Source organism: Helicobacter cinaedi CCUG 18818 = ATCC BAA-847, from assembly GCF_000155475.1.
GTDB classification, from domain to species: domain Bacteria; phylum Campylobacterota; class Campylobacteria; order Campylobacterales; family Helicobacteraceae; genus Helicobacter_C; species Helicobacter_C cinaedi.
The window spans coordinates 679982-705796 of sequence record NZ_DS990392.1 but is presented as its reverse complement, the minus strand read 5'-3'; the positions used below and the strand labels follow the sequence as shown (position 1 = coordinate 705796).

At 39.1% G+C, this 25815-nt stretch carries 26 protein-coding genes; 16 read left to right on the top strand and 10 right to left on the bottom strand.

The features are described 5' to 3' along the window. Positions 1 to 197 precede the first annotated feature (197 nt). The 4 genes from nikA to HCCG_RS07875 all read left to right on the top strand — a co-directional run bounded on the left by nikA (position 198) and on the right by HCCG_RS07875 (position 5343). The gene (nikA, locus tag HCCG_RS07890) at positions 198 to 1784 is read left to right on the top strand and encodes a nickel ABC transporter substrate-binding protein (RefSeq protein ID WP_034548305.1); all 1587 of its coding nucleotides are present in this window, start codon (positions 198 to 200) and stop codon (positions 1782 to 1784) included. A 69-nt stretch (positions 1785 to 1853) separates the two neighbouring features. Beyond that, complete coding sequence (locus HCCG_RS07885) at positions 1854 to 2810, top strand: ABC transporter permease subunit (protein ID WP_230197925.1); 957 nt, start codon at positions 1854 to 1856, stop codon at positions 2808 to 2810. Continuing rightward, entirely contained in the window at positions 2807 to 4600 is a 1794-nt protein-coding gene (nikC, locus tag HCCG_RS07880; protein ID WP_002956959.1) for a nickel ABC transporter permease subunit NikC, read from the top strand. Before HCCG_RS07885 ends, nikC begins: the two co-directional genes overlap by 4 nt. After that, complete coding sequence (locus HCCG_RS07875; protein ID WP_015453574.1) at positions 4594 to 5343, top strand: ABC transporter ATP-binding protein; 750 nt, start codon at positions 4594 to 4596, stop codon at positions 5341 to 5343. The genes nikC and HCCG_RS07875 overlap by 7 nt, the downstream gene beginning before the upstream one ends. 54 nt (positions 5344 to 5397) lie before the next feature. On the opposite strand, the gene gmd is transcribed toward HCCG_RS07875, so the two are convergent. From gmd to HCCG_RS07860, 3 genes are all read right to left on the bottom strand, one after another. After that, entirely contained in the window at positions 5398 to 6507 is a 1110-nt protein-coding gene (gmd, locus tag HCCG_RS07870) for a GDP-mannose 4,6-dehydratase (protein WP_002956956.1), read from the bottom strand. A gap of 76 nt (positions 6508 to 6583) precedes the next feature. After that, positions 6584 to 8572: an FUSC family protein gene (locus tag HCCG_RS07865; RefSeq protein ID WP_002956955.1), complete on the bottom strand. Its 1989-nt coding sequence runs from the start codon at positions 8570 to 8572 to the stop codon at positions 6584 to 6586. 2 nt (positions 8573 to 8574) lie between these two features. Beyond that, complete coding sequence (locus tag HCCG_RS07860) at positions 8575 to 8760, bottom strand: hypothetical protein (protein WP_002956954.1); 186 nt, start codon at positions 8758 to 8760, stop codon at positions 8575 to 8577. 125 nt (positions 8761 to 8885) lie between these two features. Between HCCG_RS07860 and HCCG_RS07855 the strand changes: the two genes are divergently transcribed. The 9 genes from HCCG_RS07855 to HCCG_RS07815 all read left to right on the top strand — a co-directional run bounded on the left by HCCG_RS07855 (position 8886) and on the right by HCCG_RS07815 (position 18819). Next, complete coding sequence (locus HCCG_RS07855; RefSeq protein WP_002956952.1) at positions 8886 to 10094, top strand: HD domain-containing protein; 1209 nt, start codon at positions 8886 to 8888, stop codon at positions 10092 to 10094. A gap of 240 nt (positions 10095 to 10334) precedes the next feature. Further along, positions 10335 to 11312, top strand: coding sequence for a glycosyltransferase family 2 protein (locus HCCG_RS07850; protein WP_002956951.1), 978 nt, complete (start codon positions 10335 to 10337; stop codon positions 11310 to 11312). A gap of 474 nt (positions 11313 to 11786) precedes the next feature. Beyond that, positions 11787 to 12341 carry a glycosyltransferase family 2 protein gene (locus HCCG_RS07845; protein ID WP_002956949.1) on the top strand — a complete coding sequence of 185 codons (555 nt, stop codon included), beginning with the start codon at positions 11787 to 11789 and terminating at the stop codon, positions 12339 to 12341. An 88-nt stretch (positions 12342 to 12429) separates the two neighbouring features. After that, positions 12430 to 13572 (top strand): methyl-accepting chemotaxis protein, encoded by a 1143-nt coding sequence (locus tag HCCG_RS07840; RefSeq protein WP_002956948.1) that lies wholly within the window; start codon positions 12430 to 12432, stop codon positions 13570 to 13572. Beyond that, on the top strand, positions 13573 to 14427 hold the full coding sequence (locus HCCG_RS07835; RefSeq protein WP_002956947.1) for a DUF6056 family protein: 855 nt from the start codon (positions 13573 to 13575) through the stop codon (positions 14425 to 14427). 53 nt (positions 14428 to 14480) lie between these two features. Next, positions 14481 to 16139, top strand: a complete 1659-nt coding sequence (locus tag HCCG_RS07830) for a hypothetical protein (protein WP_002956946.1) — start codon at positions 14481 to 14483, stop codon at positions 16137 to 16139. Positions 16140 to 16238: 99 nt separating this feature from the next. Further along, on the top strand, positions 16239 to 16640 hold the full coding sequence (locus HCCG_RS07825) for a GtrA family protein (RefSeq protein ID WP_230197924.1): 402 nt from the start codon (positions 16239 to 16241) through the stop codon (positions 16638 to 16640). A 1-nt stretch (position 16641) separates the two neighbouring features. Then, a complete protein-coding gene (gene kdsB / locus HCCG_RS07820; RefSeq protein ID WP_002956944.1) occupies positions 16642 to 17370 on the top strand; it encodes a 3-deoxy-manno-octulosonate cytidylyltransferase in 729 nt (242 codons plus the stop codon). A gap of 15 nt (positions 17371 to 17385) precedes the next feature. Then, complete coding sequence (locus HCCG_RS07815; protein ID WP_034548300.1) at positions 17386 to 18819, top strand: MATE family efflux transporter; 1434 nt, start codon at positions 17386 to 17388, stop codon at positions 18817 to 18819. Between the two features lie 72 nt (positions 18820 to 18891). On the opposite strand, the gene HCCG_RS07810 is transcribed toward HCCG_RS07815, so the two are convergent. Next, complete coding sequence (locus HCCG_RS07810; RefSeq protein ID WP_034548297.1) at positions 18892 to 19464, bottom strand: Crp/Fnr family transcriptional regulator; 573 nt, start codon at positions 19462 to 19464, stop codon at positions 18892 to 18894. 107 nt (positions 19465 to 19571) lie between these two features. Between HCCG_RS07810 and HCCG_RS07805 the strand changes: the two genes are divergently transcribed. The 3 genes from HCCG_RS07805 to HCCG_RS07795 are packed head-to-tail and all read left to right on the top strand — an operon-like array spanning position 19572 to position 21388. Beyond that, complete coding sequence (locus HCCG_RS07805) at positions 19572 to 20009, top strand: hypothetical protein (RefSeq protein WP_002956941.1); 438 nt, start codon at positions 19572 to 19574, stop codon at positions 20007 to 20009. A gap of 25 nt (positions 20010 to 20034) precedes the next feature. Next, positions 20035 to 20439 carry a group III truncated hemoglobin gene (locus HCCG_RS07800; protein ID WP_002956940.1) on the top strand — a complete coding sequence of 135 codons (405 nt, stop codon included), beginning with the start codon at positions 20035 to 20037 and terminating at the stop codon, positions 20437 to 20439. Beyond that, entirely contained in the window at positions 20384 to 21388 is a 1005-nt protein-coding gene (locus HCCG_RS07795) for an alpha/beta hydrolase (protein WP_230197923.1), read from the top strand. The genes HCCG_RS07800 and HCCG_RS07795 overlap by 56 nt, the downstream gene beginning before the upstream one ends. Here the strand turns inward: HCCG_RS07795 and HCCG_RS07790 are convergent. The 6 genes from HCCG_RS07790 to napG form a co-directional block, all read right to left on the bottom strand. Then, the gene (locus HCCG_RS07790) at positions 21385 to 22056 is read right to left on the bottom strand and encodes a YiiX/YebB-like N1pC/P60 family cysteine hydrolase (RefSeq protein ID WP_014666582.1); all 672 of its coding nucleotides are present in this window, start codon (positions 22054 to 22056) and stop codon (positions 21385 to 21387) included. The two genes, HCCG_RS07795 and HCCG_RS07790, sit on opposite strands and share 4 nt — an antisense overlap. A gap of 69 nt (positions 22057 to 22125) precedes the next feature. Next, positions 22126 to 22485: a chaperone NapD gene (locus HCCG_RS07785; protein WP_002956936.1), complete on the bottom strand. Its 360-nt coding sequence runs from the start codon at positions 22483 to 22485 to the stop codon at positions 22126 to 22128. A 1-nt stretch (position 22486) separates the two neighbouring features. Continuing rightward, positions 22487 to 23524, bottom strand: a complete 1038-nt coding sequence (locus HCCG_RS07780) for a WD40 repeat domain-containing protein (RefSeq protein ID WP_015453567.1) — start codon at positions 23522 to 23524, stop codon at positions 22487 to 22489. Positions 23525 to 23526: 2 nt separating this feature from the next. Further along, entirely contained in the window at positions 23527 to 24066 is a 540-nt protein-coding gene (locus HCCG_RS07775) for a nitrate reductase cytochrome c-type subunit (RefSeq protein ID WP_002956934.1), read from the bottom strand. Further along, positions 24063 to 24992, bottom strand: a complete 930-nt coding sequence (gene napH, locus HCCG_RS07770; protein ID WP_002956933.1) for a quinol dehydrogenase ferredoxin subunit NapH — start codon at positions 24990 to 24992, stop codon at positions 24063 to 24065. The genes HCCG_RS07775 and napH overlap by 4 nt, the downstream gene beginning before the upstream one ends. Beyond that, positions 24992 to 25813, bottom strand: coding sequence for a ferredoxin-type protein NapG (napG, locus tag HCCG_RS07765; RefSeq protein ID WP_002956932.1), 822 nt, complete (start codon positions 25811 to 25813; stop codon positions 24992 to 24994). Before napG ends, napH begins: the two co-directional genes overlap by 1 nt. Positions 25814 to 25815 lie beyond the last annotated feature (2 nt).

Sequence of the window (25815 nt, the reverse complement as noted above, 5' to 3'; positions counted from 1 at the left end):
GAGCCTTTGTAGCTAAAATTTCCAGCAATTTTAGCTACAAAAGAATAATAAAAGGTTTTTTTGTAAGTGTCGGCTTGTAAGCTGCTGATGAAGTGTTCTATATTAATTTAATTAATTTAGTATTACTTCCTTCATTTTTTTATGCGTTAAATATGATACAATAGAATTTCTTATGAATTTCAATCTATGGAGTGTGTATGCGGGGTTATATGGTAAAGATTCTATTTTTGATGAGTTTCACATTTGGGACATTGTATGGCAAAAATACCTTGATTATGGCGGTTTCAAGTAATATTGGCGTGATGAATCCACAAGGCTATCAGGGCAATGCGATGTTTGCTCAAAATAGCATTTATGAAGGTTTAGTGAGTGCGGATAAAAATGGCAGGATTATCCCGCATTTAGCCACTTCTTGGCAGATAAGCAAAGATGGGTTATCTTATACTTTCATCTTGCGTAAGGGGGTGAAATTTTCAAATGGAGAGGTGTTTAATGCCGATGCAGTGCTTATCAATTTTAATTCTGTCCTTAAAAATAAAGTGCGTCATTCTTGGAGTGGTTTGGTTGGGCATATTGAATCTGTAAAAAAGCTTGATGATTACAGCATAAAACTTACCCTAAAAGCCCCATATAGTCCAACACTTAATGAACTAGCCGTGGTGCGTCCATTTAGATTCCTAGCCCCAAGTGCTTTTCCAAAAGATTTAGATTTAATTAAATATAATCCAAAGCCCATCGGCACAGGTGCGTATATGCTAGTAGATTCAAAGCTTGGCATTAGCGATACCTTGCAGAAAAATCCGCATTATTGGGACTCGGAGCGATATAATGGAATCTACTATGATGAGATAGTTTTAAAGGTTATTTTTGATCCAAATGCCAAACTTGCCGCCCTTAAAAGTGGGCAGATTGACTTGATTTATGGTAATGATCAAATTCCGCTTGAAATATTTAAAAGCATGCAAAATGACAAAAAGTTTGCCACTTATATGAGTTTGCCCCTATCTACTACAAGCCTTGTATTTAACTCTAGCTCACATAATCTCAGGCTTGGGGATTTTACGCTGAATCAAAAATTACGCAAAGGCTTAGGCTCTATGATTGATAAGCAAAAGCTTGTTTTAGCGGTTTATGGGGGGCTGCAAGAAGTGGCGGAGTGTTTTATGAGCTGTGAGTATCAGGCTAACAAGACAGGGCAGGGTAATGGGGCGGATTCTAAAGCCTTTGTGCTTTCACTTTTGAATAAAGAAAATATACCAAGTGGCGTGAATCCTGCCGCGCTAGAAAATCTCACTCAAAAAGGGATTGAGATTCTATTTAGTGGGGATAATCCAGCCCATAAAATGATGGCTGAAATAGTCCAAAGTGATTTACAAAAAGCAGGAATAAAAGTGCGGCTTAAGGCAAGTGAGTCAAGTATGTATCAAAATCGTTTGCTCAAAGGGCAGTTTGATTTAGCCTTTAGCGAGACTTGGGGCGCACCCTATGAGCCTTTGAGTGTGTTGCATTCTATGCTTATGCCCGGGCATATTGATTTTTCCGCACAATCGGGGCTAGAGAATAAGCCTTTGCTTGAAAAGGCTTTGCGTGATGTGATTGCTACAAATACAGAATCTAAAGATTTTAAAAGTAAGCTAAGCAAAGTATTAAATATACTTGAAGAGAGTGGCGTGTATCTCCCGCTTACATTACAAAAAAATAAAGCCATCGCGCATAAAAAGATTAAAGGCATACAAATGGGTGTGGTGGGCTATGAAGTGCCATTTTGGGAAATGTATGAGTAAGATTCAGGGTAAAACAAGCTGTGCGTGGCTGTATAAAAAGGCTCTGTAAAAAAAAAGTGAGAAAAAAGCGTGAAGTCAATATTTATTTCTAGAATTTTGTGGATTATCCCCACTGTGCTTATAAGCTCATTTATTGCATTTTGCTTGTTGCGTTTGGGCGGGAGCGATCCAGTGATGAGCTATATTTTACAATCAAATCTCCCCGCTACGCCCGAGCTAGTAAATGAGCTAAGGGCGGAGTTTGGCTTAGATAAATCGCTTTTGACACAATATGCCTTGTGGCTTAAAGATGCTATAAGGCTTGATTTTGGCACTTCATATATGACAGGTAGAAGTGTGAGTGAAGATTTTTTACATTTTTTGCCTACGACTTTAATGCTTGTGTGTTGTGGGTTTGTGTTAAGCTTTGTTTGTTCCTTGCTGCTTGGGATTTTAAGTGCGTATTATCATAATAGGTTATTAGATTCTGTGATAAGGATTTTTTGCTTTGTGGGTGTGAGTATGCCAAACTTTTGGCTTGCCTTTTTGCTTGTGCTGTTTTTTAGCGTTTATCTTGGGTGGCTTCCAGCTGTGGGAATGGAGGGGGGCAAAAGCTTTATTTTGCCTAGCATGAGTATAGCCTTGATGTCTATGTGTATTAATGCTAGGCTCATCCGTGCAAATATGCTAGAAGTGCAGAAAGAGCGGTATATCGTGTATGCTAAAATGCGGAATATTCGCGGTGTGAGATTGCATATCGTGCATATTTTTTACAATGCGTTTTTACCTATTCTTACGGCAATGGGTATGCACATAGGGGAGCTGATTGGCGGGGCAATTGTGATTGAGTGCGTGTTTGCGTTGCCCGGCATTGGGTTGTATAGCATTCAGGGCATTGCTAATCACGATTATCCGGTGATTGAGTGCTTTATCGTGGTGATGTGTGTGTGCTTTGTGCTGTGTAATGCGATAGTGGATATTCTCTATGGAGTGCTTGACCCACGCGTTAGGGCGACTATGCAGAAGCAAAAGGGCAAGATTCTATGAGAGTAGATTCTCTAAGGGGGCTAAGCCTTGTTGGCAAAATGGATTTGTATGGAAAAATAGCTTTGTGTGGAGTGATGATTTTATGTACTGTGGCAGTTTTTGCCCCATTTATCGCCCCCTATCCGCCTGATATGCAAAATCTTGATGCAAGACTTCTTGCAAGTAGTGTGGAGCATATTTTAGGCACGGATTATTTGGGCAGAGATATATGCTCTAGGCTATTGTATGGCGCTAGAATCTCACTTGGCAGCACCTTTGTGATTTTAGCTTGGATTATGGCTTTGGGGATTTGCATAGGGGGATTATGCGGCTTTTTAGGTGGGTGGATTGATAGTGTGTGTATGCGGATTTGTGATATTTTTATGAGTGTGCCCACAATCGCCCTTTCTCTGTTTATGGTGGGAATCTTAGGAGCTGGGCTAGAAAATGTAATCCTTGCCATTGTTTTGACACATTGGGCGTGGTATGCAAGAATCGTGCGTGGAATTGTCTTTAGCCTTAAAAATAAGGAATATATCCTTTTATCTTATACATTTGGAGCAAGTGGATTTCAACGCTTTAAGCGGCATCTTTTTACGCCTATTATGAGTCAATGCCTTGTGTTAGTAAGTATGGATGTGGGGCATATTATGCTACATATTGCGGGGCTATCATTTCTGGGGCTTGGGGTGCAACCACCAAATGCGGAATGGGGTGTGATGATAAGTGAAGCAAAGGAATATATGTGGGATTATCCGCATTTGATTATGTATCCGGGATTGGCGTTGTTTATAAGCGTGGCGTTGTGTAATCTTTTGGGGGAGAGTTTGAGAGATGGGCTTGGAGTGAAGGTTGGGCTTGATGACATAAAAGGCGTAGGTAAAGATTTGGAGAATCTAGCTATAAGCGATATACAGAGTTTGAGTGTTGTGAATTTGAGTATTGCCAAAAACAATTATAAGGGGGATTTGAATCTTAAGCGAGATTCTAAAACGCAGGATTCTATAATGCTAGATTCTAGCACTCCGCTTTTATCCTCCATAGACTTGGAGCTAAAGCGTGGGGAATGTGTAGCACTGCTTGGCAGAAGTGGCAGTGGCAAGTCGCTTATTGCCTATGCGTTGCAGGGCTTTATGGCTAATAATCTCACGCAAATAAGCGGCGAAGTGTGTCTTAATAATGCAGCGATAAATCCCGTGGCGTATCGGGGCAGGGCGTTTATAAGCATTATGCAAAATCCTAGGACTTGCTTTAATCCGCTTCTAACGCTCCACGCCCATTGCAAAGAGAGCTTAAAAGCCTTAAAAAAGCCTTATAATAAGGCATTTATCCTAGAGTGTTTTACACAAGCTGGGCTAGATGTAGCCTATTTAGAATCTTATCCCTTTGAGCTAAGTGGGGGAATGCTACAAAGGGCGATGATAGCCCTTGCTTTGCTGACACAAGCACCTTTTATCATCGCTGATGAGCCTAGCAGTGATTTAGATAAAGGAAAAGCAAAGGAGATTCTAAGCACCTTAAAAAGTTTGCAAAAGCAAAAGTCTTTAGGGATTTTGCTTATCACGCACGATTTGGAAGTGGTAGCAGAGTATGCGGAGCGTGTGAGTGTCATCTCTCAAGGCAGAATCATTGAAAGAGGCAAGATTCAAAGAGATGAGACTAAAGGGCATAGCAAAGTGAGTGTAGCAAATGCTAAGGGGGATTTTATAAATCCGCCGCAAAGCCCGACATTACAACGCTTGAATAGAATCTTAACTCAAGGCATATCGCATAAAAATCGCAAAGATTTGCCACAAGGGGAGCTATGCTAGAGCTAGAAAATATATCCTTTTATCATCGCACTTATCGTGTGTTTTATAAGAGTGAAAAGCGGATTTTGTCGCATATTTCTTTGAAAATTGAGAGTGGGAAAACTTATGCGATTATGGGGAGTAGCGGCTGTGGGAAAAGCACATTGACACAAATAATGTGTGGAATCTTATCTCCTAGCCTTGATGAGTTAGGGCAGGTGGGGCAGGTGCGTTTGAATGGCAAAGCTCTTAAGTTTAATGAGCTTAGTCAAAGGCGGAGTTTTTACTCACAAGTGCAAATGCTTTTTCAAGATTCTATCTCTAGTTTGAATCCGCGATTTAGTTGCTATGAGAATATATTAGAGCCGCTTTTGTATCTAAGAGCGGGACAGAGAAAAGAGCAGATAGATAAGCGGATAATTGAGCTATGCCAAAAGTTAGGTTTGCCTAAAGATATTTTAAGCAAAAGCGTAGCGATGATTTCTGGTGGGGAGGCACAGAGAATCTGCCTTATCCGTGCTTTGTTACTCAATCCTAGAATCTTAATTTTAGATGAGAGTTTATCAGGGCTTGATTATGAGCTATGCGATGAGGTATTGGCGTTTTTGCGTGAGTGGCAGGGGGAGAGTAGGGCTTCTGTGGTGCTTATTACCCACGATGAAAACATTGCCCTGCGATTTTGTGAAAAGGTGTATTTGCTAGAGCAAGGCAAACTTAGAAATTGCTCATTGCCACGCCTTGCCCTGCGGCAAGTCTCGCAATGACGGAGAGTGGGTATAGTCGCTATTATTTAGATTCTAGCCATCTCTGCGTATGTGTTACTCAAAATAGCTTAGAATCTTATAACCGCCATCTTTTAGGTATTTATCCTTTTGCATAAGCTTCAAATCACTCTGCACCATATCTTTCACAAGGGCGTTTAAGTCATATTCTGGAATCCACCCTAGCTTTTCTCTCGCCTTACTCGCATCACCGATGAGTAAATCCACTTCAGTTGGGCGGAAGTAGCGTTCATCTACACACACTACTTCTTTGCCAAGCTCTAGCTTAAACTCCCCATTACAAGCCTTGATATAGCCCTTTTCATTCACACCTTCGCCCCTAAACTCTATCTCAATGCCTAGCTCATTAAATGCCATTTTGACAAAGTCCCGCACTTCAGTGGTAACGCCTGTGGCGATAACCCAATCTTCAGCCTTACTCGCTTGTAAAATAAGCCACATCATACGCACATAATCTTTAGCGTGTCCCCAATCGCGTTTGGCAGAGAGATTCCCTAAATAGAGCTTATCTTGCAGTCCTAGGGCGATTTTTGCTACCGCACGAGTGATTTTTCGCGTTACAAAAGTCTCCCCTCGTATGGGGCTTTCGTGGTTAAATAAGATTCCATTACTCGCAAAAATATTATATGCCTCTCTGTAATTCACCGTTATCCAATACGCATAGAGCTTCGCACACGCATAAGGGGAGCGGGGGTAAAAGGGCGTTTTCTCACTTTGTGGAATCTCCTGCACTAGCCCATAAAGCTCACTTGTAGAAGCCTGATAGATTTTGCTTTTTTCTGCTAGTCCAAGTAGTCTCACCGCCTCTAAGATTCTAAGTGTGCCTATGCCATCGGCGTTGGCGGTGTATTCTGGCGTTTCAAAGCTTACGGCTACATGGCTCATTGCCGCGAGATTATAAATCTCATCAGGTTTTGTGTCAGCAATAATGCGTGTAAGATTCATAGAATCTGTCAAATCCCCATAGTGTAAGAAAAAGTTACGATTATCAATGTGTGGGTCTTGGTAAAGGTGATCTATCCTATCAGTGTTAAAAAGTGAGCTTCGGCGTTTGATGCCGTGCACCTCATAGCCCTTTTTGAGTAAAAACTCTGCTAAGTATGCTCCATCTTGCCCTGTAATCCCTGTGATTAATGCTCTTTTCATAACAATCCTTTTGTGTAAGTATCGCAAATGTTGCGTCAAAAATGTCGCATATTGTAGGGAAGTTTGGCTTAAATCATTATTTTTTTACCACGATATGCAAAAACTCATAGATGTGATTTTGGGATTCAAAAATGGCTAAAATTGTAGGATAAACCTGTGTATCTTTTAGTAAAAATCGCTCATCTTCATCAGTGCTAAAATAATATGGCTTAGAATCTAGCAAGGCACAAAGCATTTCATACCGCACACGCAGGGCTTTTAAGTCATTTTTTAGAAGTAGGGTGTTTTCCTGCGGTGTAGCCTGAATCTTCTCGCACAAAATAATGCTAAGATTTTTAAGATTCAAAAAATGCTCTTGTAAGCTATCAAATTGCTGTAAAATGGTGGCAGGATAGCGTTTGTTATTATCTTTATTTTTATGAATAAGGAGTGAAAGATCATCAAAACTGCGTATAAGCTGATTTTGTTCCTGCAAAATGTGCTGCTTATCCTGCTCTAAATCAAGTGTGAGTGTGGCTAGGATTTGTAGGGTGCTTTTGAGCTTAGGGATAAACTCATCAGCGCTATATCGCGGATAGATAATTTTAGCAGTCAAAAAGGCGATAAGAAATCCAAATAAAATATCGCCAAACCGATACAAAATAAGCTCAATAAAATTATCATCTACAAAAGCAAACATCAGCACAAGCTCAAGCATAAGCACCAAAGACCAAAGCATAAAAGGATAGGATTTAAAATAAATCACCAAAAAAAGATTGAGTATAAAAATCACATAGAGCCAAGTATGCCCAAACCCAAAAAGCACTAGAATTACCCCCAGCACAAGCCCCATAAAACTCCCAAGGATAGAATCTTTGCCTAGAGTTTTAATCATATCTATATTTTGATTCATCATAGTCATCACCCCAAGGGCAATCCAAGCCCCGTGATTGATATGAAAAAATTGTGCGATAAACATCGCAATACTCATCGCACTTGCATAAGTAATGCCATAGAAAAATGGCAGTGGATTTGCCTTAAGCTCTTTATACATACTTTTTAGCGTTTTTGCTTTGGGATTTTCTACAAAGGCTTGAGATTGCAGCGATGAAAGGCGTGTGAAAGATTCTATCTTTGAGTAAAAAATCTTTAGTGCGTTAAGAAAATGAGAATCTTGTATCACCTTGTGGGCTTCAAGGAATGAAGTTTTGCTGATATTTGGCTTTTTCCCAAAAAAGATAAGCTTAAGCTCCCCTAGATTCTGTGTAATCTCATCACGCAAAGATTGAAGCAGGACAGAATTGTGAATCTTAAAATAATCGTGTAGTATATCAAGCGTGTAGCAGATAGATTCAAGCTTGTAGAGATAAAATAGGGCGCGTTTGTGATTTTTGATAGAATGGGTGTCTTTGATTTTGGCTGATTGTGAGGTGAGCTTACTTTTCAGCAGGGGGAAGTGATGAGTAAAAGTGGATTGAAACAACGCATAGTCCTTGCTCCCAAGCGACTTACTCATACTTGATAAGTAGATAAGGATAAGGGCAAACTGCACTTGAATAAAGCGTCCATACTCCCCAAAAGACACAAAAAGTCTCACAAATATACTCACGCTTCCGCCGATGAAAGCCGCTAAAATGCTGTGCCACAAAGGCACATTTGGGTGTGAGCTTACATAGATAACCGCCACTAACGCACTGACTAAAACAAGATTCAGCACTTTTGGCAAGTCGCTATCATAGACTTCACTTACTCCTATGCTAAAGGCAAGAAAGGAAGAAAGCAGAATCAGCCACAAGCTCTCATCTAGTATGCCAAAAATGGGTATAAGCCCACACACAAAGCTCACAAAAAGCACAAGATATTTCCAATCCATATCCTTATTGCTTTTAAAGCCATTCAAAAAAAATACATACATTGCCATCATCACAGCCCAGATAAGCACATCTGCACCGAGTGAAACATAGCAAATCGCCCCGCTAATGCTTAGGGCAATCATTGCCTTTATAGAATAAATAAGTCCAAAATATCCCGCATCATAGACATAAATAAAGCGTCTAAAAATGAGATTATGCAAGGTTTTTAGCATAATTATTTTGCGTAATAATCCCCACTAGCACCAACACATTGCTGTGTGCAAACTCCATTCGTGCAGATCGTGCGGCATTCCACACTTTGAAAGTTCCCTACCGGCTGCTTTTTGCTACTACATGCACTCAAAGCTAGGCTCATCATCAATACACAAATTACCACTTTGATATTGTTTTTAAGACTCATACAAGACTCCTTAATTTTTTGGGTTTATCAAGCATTTTTAATGCCATTTTGTGTGGGATTTACAGAAAATAGTATAGAATCTAGTGATTCTAAATAGGCTAGATTCTAAAAATTAAGGAGCGTTTATGTCTTGTGATATGCCAAAGCCCCCAAGATTAAGCCCGGAGCTATTAAAAAAGATTTTTGTCGCAGCAAGTATCCGCCGATGGAATGACCACGCCACGCCTGTGGAGTTTGTAGAGCTTGATAAACAAGCCCATAAAATCGTTATTGCTTATCTTTTGGCAAAGTATGAAGAGTATGTGTGTGGGGTGCGTATAGATTGGGAAGCGTTGATTTTGCAGTTTTGCTTTGAGTTTTTTGAACGCATTGTGCTAACGGACATTAAACCCCCTGTGTTTCATAAGCTCCAAGCCCATCACAATAAGGAGCTTGTGAATTTTGTCTGCAATCAGCTAGAATCTGAACTGGGTATGTATGAGTTTTTCCCACAAATGAGAGAATATCTCACAAGTAATAAAAGCAATATTGAAGGGCAGATTCTAAAAGCTTCTCACTACTATGCGTCTAAATGGGAGTTTGATATTATTTATCATTTTAATCCCTATATGTATGATGTCCAAAATATCCGCAATATCATTAACAAGCAAGTAGAGGAGCATTATCATCTAGCGGGTATGCAGCAGATTATGCTTTATGAAAATGTAAGAGAGCTTGTAACGATGTTTGGACAGTTAAGATTCCAAAAGCGATGGAGTCAAACGCCTAGAATCCCAGCGACTTCTGTGCTAGGGCATACGCTTATTGTGGCGTTGAGTGCGTATTTGGTAAGCTTTGATATAGGCTGTTGCAAGCAAATGCGGATTAATCACTTTTTGTGCGGATTATTCCACGATTTGCCAGAGATTCTAACGCGTGATATTATCTCGCCTATTAAGCGAAGTGTGAAGGGGCTTGATGAGTTTATCAAAAAGATAGAAGAAGAGGCGGTGAATGAGAAGATTCTAGCCATTGTGCCGCCAAATATACAAGAAGATATAAGCTATTTTACGCAAAATGAGTTTAGCAATCGCTATAAGATAGAGCATTTTTGCTATACCGCTGATAGTGAAAGCCTAATGCAGACTTATAATGGAGATGAGTTTAATGGCGTGTATGGCGAGTTTCTAAAGATTTTTGATAACTTAAGCGCATATTTAGAAGCAAAGATTTCCATAAGCCACGGCATTTCAAGCGATGATTTGGTAAATGGTGCAAAGGGGATTTATGATAGATGTGCGGATAAAGTGATATGTGGCGTTGATGTGGGCAAACTCTTTAGGGATTTTGCGTAGGGTTTGTGGTGAGTTTGGTTTATTATGTGTGGCTTGTGTAAGTGGAATCTAAGAAATATGTAAGTCAAAATGTTCTAAAATCTTGGGCTTTAACAAAGAATATCAATTTTAACAAAAGGCTTAAAATGCGAGGATATGAGAATAAGCTGTTGAGTTTATATTGCCCCCCCCCCCCGTTAAAAGTATAATTAATACCTTACTTGCAAAGAAGACGACGCAGATTTTCCACAAGGCAGAGCGATGAAGCTTTGCATTGTAATCCCCGCTCACAATGAAGAGGCGGTGCTAGAGCATACGCACAAAGAATTATGTAAGGTGCTTCACGCCCTTATGGATAAAGGCGAGATTTCACGCAATAGCTTTTTGTGCTTTGTTGATGATGGGAGTAGGGATAGGACTTGGGATATTTTATGCTCTTTAAGTATAGATTCTAAAAACACAGAATCCAAAAGCACGGATTCTAAGCAGAGAATTACTACTAAAGCCTTAAAACTCTCACGCAACTGCGGACATCAAAACGCCCTTTTAGCAGGGCTAGAATATGTGGCGGATAAATGCGATTGTGCTATCAGTATAGATTGTGATTTGCAAGATGATATTAGTGTATTTGATGAGTTTGTAGCAAAGGCGAAAATGGGGGCTGAAGTCATTTTAGGCGTAAGAAAATCGCGGCAGAAAGATAGCTTTTTTAAAAAGCATACCGCAATTGGTTTTTATAGACTTATGGAGATTATGGGCGTAAAAATCACTTATAATCACGCTGATTATAGATTACTCTCAAATAGGGCTATTCAAGCACTTTTGAGATTTAGTGAAGTAAATCTATTTTTGCGTGGTATTGTGCCTTTGCTAGGCTTTCAAACGGCAGTAGTAGAGTATGATAGGCTAGAGCGTTTTGCTGGGGAGTCAAAGTATCCTTTAGGCAAAATGCTATCTTTCGCGTGGAATGGCATAACAAGCTTTAGTGTCGTGCCTTTAAGGCTTGTGAGTGTGCTAGGCATTGTGTTTTTTATACTTTCCATTACGCTTGGTTGTTACGCTCTTTTTGTGAAGCTTTTTACCGATGGTGTGGTGTATGGCTGGGCTTCTACGATTATTCCCTTATGCTTTTTTAGTGGGATTCAGCTTTTAAGTCTTGGGATTATTGGCGAGTATGTCGGCAAGATTTATGCAGAATCTAAGCGGCGACCGCGATATTTTGTTGAAGAGATTGTGTAAGTTCTAGATTCTGCGTTGTCTCTTTTGCAGGTTTGGACTAGTGCTTTGCACGAGTGGCTAAAATCGCGGATTCTGCATTCGCCAACTGCAGCACTTACTTCTAGTAAGCTTCTTGTTGGCTCATTTGGTGCAGACGAAGTCAAACCCGGCTAACGCAAAAACCACGATTTTATCTCAAAGATACTTCCGCAGGGCGTTTTGAAATGTGCTAAATTCTCAATCATTTGGGTGGGGGTGCGGAGTTTAGGGTGTAATTTTAGGGCGTTTTGGAGTTTTTAGAATCTAGAATCTTGTCATTTTGAGCCTTTGAAAAAAAGGCGAAAAATCTTGTTTAGATTCTACATTAGATACTTCGCCTAAAGGCTCAGTATGACAAGGATTAGATTTTAGATTCCATAAAAAGCAATAAACTTTCCTTAAAGGTATTTAAAGTATAATCCCGCCTTAATGATTTTTTAAGATTAAAGGGTGTGAATGGCAAAGCTTTCAGTTGTCGTGCCTTGCTACAATGAGGCTAAAAATATTATGGCATTTTATACAAGTATGCTAGAAGTATTTACCGCCATAGTTTGCCATCACGCCCATACAAATTTTGAACTCGTCTTTGTCAATGATGGAAGCAAAGATGAAACACTTTTGACACTGCGAAATTTAGAAAATCAAATCTTATCATCATTTGCCCCCCCCCCAGTTAAAATTTCAATCTCTATTGTTGATTTTTCGCGTAATTTTGGTAAGGAAGCGGCGATGTATGCGGGGCTACAAACAAGCAGTGGGGATTGTGTAGTGATTATTGATGCGGATTTACAAGATCCGCCTTTGATGATTGTTGAGATGTTTGATAAATGGTGTAATGATGAAGCGGATATAGTGTATGCAAGGAGGGTTTCGCGTAAAGGGGAAGGATTCTTGCGTGCGAGACTAAGCGAGGGTTTTTATGTCTTAAGCAATTTTATTTCTGATGTGCGTTTGGAATCTGGTGTATTAATAATCCTACTTGGTTTCTCTATCACAATATTCCCTGTCTAAAGAGTAAAAAGAAAAACCATTAGATTTTATGCACTTACATTAAGATTCTAACGCTAGAATTACGCACTTTTTTAAAAAGGATATTATCATGTTTAAATCACTCTATTTTCGTATGCGAATTATTCACATTCTAGGTATCATCATACTCGCAACCAATGCCTTGCTCTTTACTGAGAATCTCATAGGGCAAATTGTGCAATTTGTCATCGTGGTCGCACTTATCATACACGATATCGATGAAAAGACTTGGGGTGTGAATATGACAAAAATCATTGCTAAGGAATTAAAATCTATCACACTAGCTTCAAAAATCAAGGTCAATACTTCATATAGCACAGAAAATGGTAAGATTCTCGCACTTATCGATGATTTTAAGGCGCGTATACAAGCCGTAGTAAAAACTATACATGAAAAAGTCAAAAGTGGTCAAACAGATATCAACGGACTTGGCAATATCGTAGATTCTCTTGAAAGCCTCTCACAAGATATGAATGCTATCGTAGAATCCACAAACACAAAAGCAGTTTCTACAAGCACGCTTTTGCAAACTTTTAACGAAGAAATTTTGCAAACCAAATCCGAGCAAGAATCGATGTTTGCTGCTATGCAAGAAATTAGAGCACTCCTTAAAGATGTATATAATTTGGTAGAAAATATCTTTAGCCAAAATGCCAATCTCATCTCGCACTTTGAATCTCTAGAAAACAATACCAATACAATTATCAATATCGTTGAAACCGTGCGCTCTATTGCTGATCAAACAAATCTTTTAGCGCTTAATGCCGCTATTGAGGCTGCAAGAGCGGGAGAGCATGGAAGAGGCTTTGCTGTGGTAGCTGATGAAGTAAGAAAACTAGCAGAAAATACCCAACATAGCCTTGGTGAAATCGATAGTAATGTCAAAGCAATGACTCAAGATGTCAATGAAAGCAAACAAATCATCATAGAAAATAAAGAAAATGTAGAAAGTCTGCTTTCACGCACCAACGATGTAAACACCAAGATTGATACTTTTGAGGATATCTTTAATGAAAGCTTTGAAACTACCCAAAAGCTTATCGATCATAGCGATGTGATGAGCAAAGATCTCACAATCATCAACGAAGATATGAAAAAAATCCTAGATTTTGCCAAACATAATCTCACAACCTCTCAAAATGTGCATGGCATATCTTTATCTATCCAAAATAGCTTTGGGGAGCTCAAAAAAAGCGTAGAAAATCTCGCATAAATGAGCTTAAGTTTATGTGTGCTACTTAGTCCCGGACACGCAAAAAGGGCAGCATTGTTTAAATCTTGGGGTGGATTCTATACCTTAAGCGATATTTGGGCTATGAGCTTGGAAGAGAAGTTGCGACTTGTAAATGATAGATATGCAGGGTTTACAACCGCTTCTTTGCTTTTCTTTATTATTCCATCATTATTGTTTGTTTTGAATTGTAGCTATTTTAAGAGTAAGAAACTATGGGGTATAGGTGTATTGCTGTGTGTCATTGCTATAAGTGTTGTTGTTAAGAATCATAAAAGATTTTTATCCGATTTTAAAGAGAATTATGGTGGGTTGTTGTATTTTTCTGTGCTTTTTGTTTTATTGTTAGCGGCGGTGTGGTTTTATCGTAGAGAACATAATGAATCTATGAAGAGGCTGTTTATAAAAATCTTATTGCTTTTTGTGTTGTTTTGTGTGTTTGTTGGCACAACGATACAGGTGGGGATTCCCGATAGGGCAGGGCTTATGTTTATTTTAATCACTGCAATAATGGTGGCATTTGTATATCAGCATTGGAGTGCGATGAATGAGAGTAGAGCTAAGAAATGTAATAAGTGGATTTTTGCCCTTTTATGTGGATATGGCTTGTTTGTGTTGAGTGCATATATTGATGGGCGGCTAAAGTGGGAGAGAATGCTAGATTCTATACAGGAGCAAAAAATGCAGGGCAAGGAAGAGATTGTGGTGAGTGCTAAAACATTTCAGTCTTTTTATCGTAAATATGGTGATTGGGGGAATCCGGGAGAATATCCAAGCGTATGTCCAAACACAACTTACGCTCATTATTATGGAGTTAAATCTTTTGTAGCAAAATAAGCTCCCCCAAACGAATAGCTTAAAAGAATTAAATCTAAAATAAAGGAGTAAAAATGAGTAAAATTTTGACACAAAAAAGTGTGAGTATGCTATTTTGGGGCTTTGTATGTGTGTATGCTTTTTTGGTGGCGTATAATGCTGATTTTAGCGTGATTGATGATCACACATTGCTATCAACGCTTTTTGTTGGGAAAGATATTCCTTTGTTTATTATTCCAGATATTGGGAGATTTTTCCCACTTGATGGGCAGGAGTTAAATATTTTATCAGCAGTTTTTGGCGTTAAGGCAAGTGTGTTTTATATGTTTAATGCGTTGTGTGTGTTTGTGGTTGTTTTGTGTTTGCAATATGCTTTAAGGGTATTTTTACAAGAGATTGCTTATAGCGAATCTCTTGCTTCACCAGTTTCTACCCCCCCCCCGTTAAATCATTCTCTATCCGTTAAAATAAATCTCATCTACTTTGTTTTATTCCTTTTGCTAGTATCTCCAGCCTTTAGCACTTCGTGGCTTAGGCTATTTGTGCCAGAGCGTATGGAGTTTGTATTTTTGAGTATATTTTTGATGTGCTATGCGTATGTTTTGAAGCATAAACAAGCAATTTTTGCCCTTATATGTGGCATTATAAGTGCTAATATTGCGTTGTATTATAAAGAGACTGCGTTTGCTATGATAGGAGCTTTTGCCTTTGTGATGTTGGTATGTGGGTATAGAAATTTTAGCGTTCAAATTAGAATCTTTAACCTAGTTTTGCTTTTAAGCTCCATAGTGTGGCTTGTGGTGTATTATTATGTGGTTTTGCTCAATAAGCAAGGCGATGGATTCTATGGGGAAACGCCCTATAATGCCCTATTGATGATTGGAAAAACGCTTTTTTCAGGCTTTTTGAATGAGCCTTTTTTGTATGGCGTGGTGTTTGTGGGATTGCTGCATAGAATCTATATGGTATTTGTGAAAAAATCAGCATTTAATCCCCTGCTAGATAGTAGTGTAGTCGCAAGTGCCATTTTGTTACTTGAATATATTGTGCTAAGGCTAGGCAGTTTGCATTATCCACTGCTAGCATATATTTTTGCTCTTGTTGTCATTGGCTATTTTCTTGGAAAGTGGCGATGGCATAGAGTTGGGAAAGTGTTTTTGTGGTTTATTAGCATTATTTTTATAAGCAACACTCTTTTTATGTTTATATATTATTTTGCTCACTATAAGTTTGTGCCAGTGAATTTTCAATCAACACTTGGTTTTGTTAGTCAATACACACAGGAAAATCCACACACAAGAATCTACCTTGAAGGAGTGGATAGGGCAAGTAATGTGGAGGTGTACCATAGCTTTGGTGCGTGGCTTTTGCACTATAAGGCAGAGGATTTTGACTTAATGAGTGATAGGGCGGTAGATGAGCGATTCTACCGAGAGGAAAATACAAAGGCTCAATGGAGTGTATTTAAAAACAATGAGATTGTGCCAAAAAGAAGTGGAGATATTGTCATTATCACACCTTTTTCTGCTGAGATTCTAAATATAGATAGTTTAACCCAGCAATATGAGCTATTGTTTGTCGCAGACTATGGCTATAATGTGCCACTTCTAGGGCTTAAATCCTTTTTGAAAAACGCATTTGTTTGGTTTGGAATCACAAAAGATAACGATATGATTCTAGGGCAAAATATATATGGTCTGCCTTTGCATTTTTATGTAATGCGTGTGCGTTAGTTTCTCATAGTGTGCTGTTAAATCCATTGTGGCACAATTCGCCCATTATATGTGCTTAAAATTACACGATTAGAACTACACAATGGGCGGAATAGTGGAATGGATACAATCAAAGACATATATCAAAAAAGCATAAAATATCTTGCTGTGGGGGTGGTAAATACCCTTGTGGGCTATGGTGTGATATTTGCTCTTATGTGGGGTGGGCTAATGCCTGAACTAGCAAATATTGTGGGTTATGGTGTTGGCTTTATTGTCTCTTACTTATTAAATAAACGCTATACTTTTGCTTCCCCTGCTTCGCATAAAAAGGATTTGCCCCGCTTTGGGTTTGCTATGGGGTTAGCTTATATCGCCCAGCTTGGCAGTATGAGTGCTTTGCATCGCGCGTTAGAGATGAATCCTTATCTTGCGACTATTATAGGTAGTGGCGTGTATGTTGTGGTGGGGTTTTTTGTAAGTAGAAATTGGGCGTTTGTGAGCCATAAAAAAGGAGAATAGAATGATTGTCATTCCGGCACGATTAGAATCTACGCGTTTTCCGCAAAAGGTGCTTTGTGATTTGGGTGGGCTGCCTATGGTGGTGCGGACAGCATTAAACGCGGGGGCGGTTGATGAAGTGGTTGTAGCTTGTGATGATGAGCAAATAGAATCTGCGTGTAAAAAGCATAATATCCCTTGTGTGCTAACAAGCAAAGAGCATACTAGTGGCACAGATAGATGTGCAGAAGCGGTAAAAAAGCTAGGCATAGCAAAAGATGAGATAGTGATAAATGTTCAGGCAGATGAGCCATTTTTAGAACACAGCGTGATTAGGACATTGCAGAATCTAATAAAAGAACAACAGCCCTTTATGGCAAGTCTTGCTAAGGTGATTGATGAAAAGCAAATCACAGATTCAAATCTTGTCAAAGTCGTGTGTAATGTTAAAGATGAGGCGATTTACTTCTCTCGCTCTGCTATTCCATTTTGTAGAGATGGGGCATGTGAAGTGTTGCAAAATACGCCATATTTAGGGCATTTAGGGCTTTATGGGTTTTTTGCTAAAACTTTAGAGGAGTTTTGCTCCATGCCAAAAAGTCCGCTAGAAGAGATAGAAAAGCTAGAGCAACTTCGTGCGATATATCATAAAAAAAGCATTGCAATGGCGGTTGTGCAGACACAAAGCGTGGGGATTGACACGCTTGAAGACTATAAAAAAGCATTGCAATATTTGGCACATAATGAGTGATAGCTAAGGGCAAAAATGAGCGTAGCAAGTGTGGATTCAAACCAAAATAATGTAAAGCACAATGATTTAAATTCAAAGGATTCAAGCACAAATGAAAAAGTAGATATGCGTAATGATTCTATTTACAAGCTTTTTTTCTACTTTTTTATCCCAAATCTTTGTGCGATGTTGGCTCTCTCTACATATTCTACTATTGATGGAATCTTTGTGGGTAAAAAGCTGGGTGAAGATGCTTTGGCGGCTATTGGGCTATGTTGGCCTGTGTTTCCTGTGCTTATCGCATTTGAGTTGCTTTTTGGTATGGGGGCGGCGGCTATTGCGGCGTATTTTTTAGGCAAGGGGCAGGATCATCGTGCTAGGCTAATGTTTAGCTCTGTTTTTTATTTTGCGTTAATCAGTTCTGTGTGTATTGGAATCTTGCTCTTTGTGTATGCAAGGGAGGTAGGCATTGCTCTTGGGGCGAGTGGAGATGTGCTAGATTATGTTGTGGAATATTTGCAGGTTATTTTTCTAGGTGCGGCAATTATTATCCTGCACCCATTGCTTGATGTATTTGTGATTAATGATAAACGACCTATCCTTGCGATGATGGCGATGATTATCGGCTCGGTTTCAAATATCATTTTAAATTATATTTTTCTTTTTGTGTGGGAATGGGGTATGTTTGGTTCAGCTCTGGCGACAGCTTTGGGACACGGGCTTGGTATGGGCATACTCTTAATGCATTTTGTGAGAAAAAAGGGGCGAATCTATCTTGTAAAACGCTTTAGCTTTAATGCTGTGTTAGCTTCAGCAAAAAATGGAATCCCACAAAGTATATCCGAACTAAGCGTAGCGGTGGTTATTGTGATGTTTAATCATACGTTTGTATCCCTTGCGGTGAATGAAAGTGTAAAAGTAAGCTATTTGGCTATTTATAGCATTGTGATGTATGTGGGCGTGGTGTGCTTTACGATTTTACTTTCCTGTGCGCAAGGGGTGCAGCCTGTGGCGAGCTATAACTATGGGGCAAAGCAAATGGGGCGTGTCAAGCAAGTCTATGCCTTTGGCGTGGGCTTTGCTACATTGATTGGAATCTTGGTGTATGTGGTGTTTTTATTAATAGATTCTTATCTTGTGAAGTTATTTTTGAAAAGCGGACAGGAGGGGATTTTAGAGCCTACTCTTGAAGCGATGAAGGTGTATTATGTGGGATATATTTTCCTTGGGCTAAATATTGTGAGTTCTATATTTTTTCAGTCTATTCAACGCCCTAGAAACTCATTTGTCATCACACTTTCTTATAATCTCATTTTTATTATTCCTTTGCTTTTTGTATTATCGCATTTGTATGGGGTGGCTGGTGTGTGGGCGTCTTATCCGCTTTCGCTGATTTGCTCAAGCGTTGTGGTGGTGGGCGTGGTGCTGTATGAGTATCGCTATGGGGTGTTTAAGGATTCTAAAACTTAAAACTTTCTATTTTTTCATAGAATCTAAAACCTTGATTTAGCTTTGCATTTTAAAATAAAGAATAAAAGTAGTCTAGAGTAGTGTAACCTTACCCTTATGCGTAGTGAGTATGCCCTGTGCCTTTAGGGTTTTTAGGGTGCGGGATAGGGATTCTGGTGCGATATTTAGGGCGTTTGCAATGTGTCGTTGGGTGAGTGTGTGGAGGCTGTCTTTGTTGTGTGAGAGATAGCTTAGGACTTTTTCTTGCAAGCTTTGATTTTGCAGGGTAATGTGAGATTCTAGAATCTCTATCTTTTTGCATAGTGAAGTGATAAAAAGTAGGCAAATCTCGCTATTCCCCAAACAATGCGTATGGAAACTCTCTTGGCTTATAGTGATAATCTCACATATTGAAGCACATTCTGCATTTGCTGGGCAGGGGCTTTGCATAAAAAAGGGCATTTCAGCGATAAACTGCGGCGATGAAAGCGTATGTAATGTCAGCTGATTACTTGAGATATGCTCTTTTGTCTTATAAAGTCTCACCTTGCCGCTAAGAAGCAGGTATAAATGCGTAGGCATAGCACCTTGCAGGAATAAAATCTCGCCATTTTGATATGTGCGTTTATTGCCCATTTGTGTCATAATATGAAAAAGCTCTTGCATATATAATCCTTTAAAAATAGAGAATCTTAACATATATCAATGTTTTCTTGTGTAATTTTGTCTAGCATTGCATTGAGATTCTATTATCATTGATGAAAGGATACATAATGGAAGCAATTTATCCGTATATGCTTACACTGCATTTGCTTTGTGCGATTATATTTTTGGGATTTATTTTTACTGATGTGGTGCTACTTAGTCCGCTGAAAAAGGTACTTGGCGAAGAGTTGGCAGATAAGATATTTAGTATTATCTCAAAGCGGGGTGTGAAGATAATGCCCCTTTGTCTGCTTTTGTTGCTGCTTAGTGGTGGGGCGATGATAAGCCGCTATGTAGGCACAACACAAGGATTTTTTGACTCGCCCTTGCAGATGCTATTGATGATAAAAGTTGTGTTGGCGTTGTGTATTATGTGTATGGTGATTGTGTCTTTGTCGTGTAAGTTTTTGGGACTAAAAAATCCATTGGCAAAGAGCATTCATAAGGTGGCTTTGGTGCTTGGCTTTTTCATCGTGGTGTTAGCAAAAATGGCATTTTATATGTGAAGTTAATTTTTAAAAAGGAGCGAATATGCAGGAAAAATTTGATGTGATAAGTGAAGATTCTATTATGAGGCTTATGGAGATTTTTTATAATAAGGTGCGTTTTGATAAGCGTGGGCTAGGCGATGTGTTTAATGCGAAGATTGGCAGTGATGATATGGCGTGGGAGAAGCATAAGGCAAAGATTGCGACATTTTGGCAGGGTATGCTTTTAAATAGTGGTGATTATAGCGGGCACCCTTTGAAAGCTCATCTTGACTTGCCCCCTTTTCCTAGGGAGCTTTTTGCTGTGTGGTTGGAGCTTTTTAAGCAAAGTTTAGAATCTGTGTATGCAAAAGATGAGCATATTGTAATGATTATGGAAAGGGCAGAGATGATTGCTAAGCGATTTATGTTTATGCTGTATGAGAGTGGGTATATGGAGCGTGGATAGGATTGTGTATAGAATCTTATCTTTTATCATATTATTTTATATAAGTATGTGGGCAAAGCCTAGTGGAGTGATTGAGCCATTAAATACAGAAGTGGCAGAGCTTTTTGAGATTAAGACTTTTTGCGTGAGTGGTAATGGAAGGAAAAAAGCTAAAGAGTTTATGTCAAATTCTTTGTGTGGGGAAGTGGAGCAACTAGATTCTATAAAAGAACTTCAACATCGGTGGTTTCAAATCCACATTGCTCTGCCGAAAATAAAAAGCGATACACAAAGCGTATTTTATACTCTTGATGGCAATGTATTTTTTCCTATGATTCTCAATTTTGTAAGTGCTGATATTGATATGTATGATAAGCTTCCTCTTATTGTAGCTATTGGACACGATAGTCCTTTGGCATTTGATAGGGTGTTGCGAAGCTATGATTATTTGCCTTCTATGCCAAGAGATTCTGCTCTTATGCAAAGGGTTGATGAAACCGGTGGGGCAGATCAGTTTTTGGACTTTATAACAAGTCAGGTTTTGCCTTTTATAGCGGAACAATATGGGACTCCTAAGAAACAATTACTTTTTGGCCATTCTTTTGGGGGTGTGTTTGTTTTAAATACATTATTTAATCAAAAAGGTGGTTTTACTCATTATGCGAGTGCTTCTCCTTCATTATGGATTGATAAAGGACAGCTTGTTAAGAATAATGTGAGAAATTCCACAGAATACTTGAATGCAAAATTGTTTTTAACATACGGAAGCTTAGAGAGACATACTCAAAAAACTACACAAACTAATCAAGTGTTTCAAGCTCAAGATTTGGATATTGATGAGATTGTGGAGATGTTAAAGATTCAAATTCCCAACAGGGTAAATTATCAAGAATTTGCTAATCAAACCCACGGTAGCTCAATTCCTTACGCACTGAAATGGAGTTTATACGAATTTATGAAACAAGATTAGGACTTATTTACCCGCATAAGCACCTTGTCTCGTGCCATATCGTTTGGGTTTGTGCCTAGCTCACCTTGCGGAATAGGCTTTTGCAATTTCTTAAAAAGTTCTTTCCAATATTGTGGCAGACTGCCATCGGGTGCGTAAAAATTCATAGGCTTTGCACTGAAAATATGCTGCCCCTTGGTATCTAAAAACGCCTCATACACAAGCTCACTGCAATACATTGCACCATTATTTGCTGTGTAGGTAAAGTCATAAGGCTCCCCTAAGTGTTTTTCTGCGCGTTTGATACTTGCTTGTATATCCACATTTTTAGCCACTTTTGGAGTGAGACGCATAATATCAAAAAGCGGATTCTCTTTTAAAAATATTTCAAGCTTTTTGCGAACTACTCCTTGCTTTGGCTCTGCCTCTAGCACCGAATCTGAGTATAAATCAAAGATTCCTATATGTGTATAGCTCACTTCATCTTTTTGCGTAGCTTGGCTAATGGCTTTGTCAAAGGCAGACTCTGAAGTTTTGATAAAGATTAAATCTCCGTGCTGTAAGTCTAGCTTTTTTGCTAAAGGAGAGGGGGCAGGGCTACTCACGCTAATATTGCCATTAGAGTTTGCTAGGCAGGTAAGGGAGAGTAGCATAAGACTTACAATAATTTTTAGCAGAAAACAATTCATTATATTCCTTTGTATTTGGGATAAAATCTAGGATAGAAAGGGTAGATTCTAGCATATTTGGCATTAGCTTTATTTTTTACTTTTCCCCATAAGATGTGCGATTGAACCTGAATAGGCTATATTTTCAGCCGAAATTGAATCATCATTTAAAAACTCAACCACACCATCTTGCTGGGATACAAGCTGTGCTTTTAGCTCATCTTCTTGGTAGGTGTAGTGCATATTAGCATTAATCACGCCGGGCAAAGATTCTAAATGCTTGTTGATAGCCACTTCTTCTTGTGTGCTTGTAGCTTCAAGCACGACTATGATTTGAGATGAAGTCTCATCTTCTAGGTAGATTTCACAGCCTTGCACTTCTAAAATCGCTTCTTTCACAGAGCTAAAGGCGGGTTGTGTTGTTTTAATCACAATGCTTGAAATATTCATTTTACACTCCTAAATGCCAAATCATAAAATGCTTATCATCACTGCCAACAATCAATGTCTGCTCATCATAGAAAATAAGCGTATTAATGAGCGAGGTTGCACCTTTGAGTGTGAAAAGCTCCTGTTTTGTGACAAGATTTATAATCGCAATGTCGTTTTGCTCATTTTTGCTATATGCTCCAAGTGTTCCATTTGGGGAGATTCCAACCGAATAGATAAGAAAATCACTCTCAATCTTTGTGGCATTTTGTAAGGTAAAGGGGGTATGCGTATCTGTCTTAAAAGTGTAAATTGCCATTCTCCTATCCACACTTGCTGTAAGGATTGTATTTTTTGCGGATACGATTTGGTAGTTATTGTCCTTATTAATCATATCAAGGCGTTTTAGAATCTTGCCACTAGCAATGTCAATGACATTCACAATGCCAGATTCATCAGTGCTAAAAACAAAAGGCACATTCACGCATAAATCCGAAAAACCTGCAAGGCTAGGGTGAGCCTTATAAATAAAAGTTTTGCTTTTTAAATCAAAAAGTCCAATTTCATTACTCAAAAACCCAATAACTAATTTATCTTTATCAAAAGCCACGATGCGTTTGGGTGAAGTGCTTGTTTGTAATATAGTCATTATTTTCTGCGGAGATTGCAAGGATAACTCTAGAATCTGCTTTGTGCCTTTGCTACCTTCTGCTAGGATAAAAAGTGTTTTGCCATCAAAAGTCGTTATATCATATACACGCGGTGCGTGGGAGTTACCAAAATAATCTTGTATGGGCGGCAGAGTGAGATTCTGAATCTTGTGAGCTTTTTTAGATTGAAGTGCAAAAATATCAATCTTACCCCCAGCATTCCCCACAAAAATCATATTCCCAAATGTGCTGATATGGGTAAGAATCTCATCTATTTGTATAATTTGAGCATTTTTATTTGTAAGCTTAGTAGGCTCTGCTTGTAAGGCTTGAGTAAAAAAAACAAGCCCCACAGATAAGCCAAATCGCAGAAAAATACGCCAATATGAAGCAAACATACAAAGACACATTGTTACTTGACGCCCTCATTTAGCACATCAAGCAGATTTGATGAATTTTTGCTTTCAATATTGCGAAAATCAGGTGTAAAGGTGTTTGCAACTGCGGGATTGATATTTGCCTGTGGTGTGTGGCAAAGTACGCAGTTAAAACGAGCGTGAGAGACCTGCCCCAAATCTTTATTTGTGCGTAAGTCGTGTGTGTGTGAAGTGGGGACTGCCACAGCACCTACATCAGCGGCTATGGCTGGATCGTGGCAGGCTAAACATTGATTATTATCCTGCGTGATAGGCAACATATCCTCAACATTATGCGGAATCATAGGCGGTGCATTCTCATAAGAGCGTTCAATCTTTGTGCTTTCCCCCGCCTCTAGTTTAGAATACTCATATTCTGGCAACTTCACATCTTTTTCATCTTGTAAATCCACCTTACGCAAACCAATCTCTGTGTCTGTAAGAGCTTCACCTTTTTGTGTCTCTTGTGAATCTGAACACGCAAAGAACGCCAATCCAAGCAATCCTACCATTAAACCTTGAAGCCATTTTTTCATTTTTTTTCCTTTTGTGTGAAATGTAAAATACTAAAATGCAACGCATTATCATCGCACGCCTCAATACATCTTCCGCAACGCAAACAAGTCATTGTTTTTAAGTTTCCATCTTGTTTGCCAATGGGCTTTAGCACCTCTGGTTCAGGGCAAACTCGCACACATTCCATACACTTTGTGCAGTTTGAAAGTGTGTGTTTGACACGCAAAAGTGCGAATTTACCAAGCAAAGAATACATCGCCCCAAGCGGACAGATATGCCCACAAAAACCATTTTTTAGCACAAATAAGTCAAAGCAAAACACAGCCAACACAGCAAAAATGCCAAATCCCATACCAAAAACCACACCACGATGTAGCATAGAAATCGGGCTAATAAGCTCAAAAGCAGCCACGCCAAATAAGGCACTTAGTAATAATCCTAGCCCCAAAATCACAAAACGCGTTGAGCGTGAGATAAAAAGTTTGCGTTGAGCGGTGTTAAACCCAAGCTTATCACGCAGGAAGTTTGCAAAATCGGTTACAAGATTAATCGGGCAGACAAATGCACAATACACCCTGCCTAAAAATATCCCATAAATAGCTGCCACAAGCAATGCCCCAAGCAACACATCAAGGGCTAATCCACCACCAGCTAGAAAAATTTGCATAACGCTTAAAGGATCGGTTAGACTAAAGATTCCACCAAACCAGCTAGAATGGCTAAGATTACCCTGCACGATATGGCTAAAGATACTTGGCTCTTTAGCAAGGACAGAGCTAGAATTACCCATTAGAGATTCTATATTGCCTCCAAAAATACCCACTTCCTGCTTGTATTGCACATTTTTAAGCGTGGCAATAGAGTAGTTTCCTAAGATAAAAAGCACGAGAATGCTCACTTGGCAAATGCGTCTTAGTAGCAGATATTTGATTTTTGCAAACTTCATTATATGTCTCCATCATTGAGATAATCTAGGCTACCACTTGCTTTTTGCTTTTTGTCTTTTTGCTCTTTGATTTCAAAAAGACGATTTTCATCAGCTTTATCCCAGCCTTTTATGTAGTTTGTCCCCATTTTGCCTAGAGCCACACTGCGAGGCAAGACAATAATAGTTGGAAGCTCTGTTACACAAGCTTTTTCACACATTCCACAGCCTGTGCAGTAATCACTATCCACCACAGGAAGTAAGAATCCGTGTTTGCCTGTGCGTTCATTGCGTTTGTATTCAAGATTAATTGCTTTATCAAGCAAGGGACACGCACGATAGCACGCATCACATTGAATCCCAGCATACGCCACGCAATGTTTAGAATCTACAATCGCCACGCCCATTGTCGCATTATTAATATCAGGCTCTTTGTATTCTAAAGCGTTTGCTTCTTGTTTTTTTGGCTGATATAAACGCTTTAAGTCCAAAGCATCAGTGGGACAAGCCTCCGTGCAAGGAATATCTCTACACATATAGCAAGGCACTTTTCGTGGTTGAAAAAAAGGTGTGCCAAGCGTGGTATCATCATTTGGTGTAGCAAGTCTAAGCGTATAAAATGGACAAGCTTCTACACAAAGCCCACATTTAATACAGCTTGCGATAAACTCCGCATCATTTTTACTTGCCCCCGGAGGACGCAAAATATTCCCATTACCAGCTTTTGCGACATTCACATACGCACCCCATACAAACGCACCAAATAGGGCAAAACCTGCATTTTGTCCTATTTTAATTAAGGCTTGTCTCCTTTTGGGATTGCTTGGTTGCTGTGTATTCACTT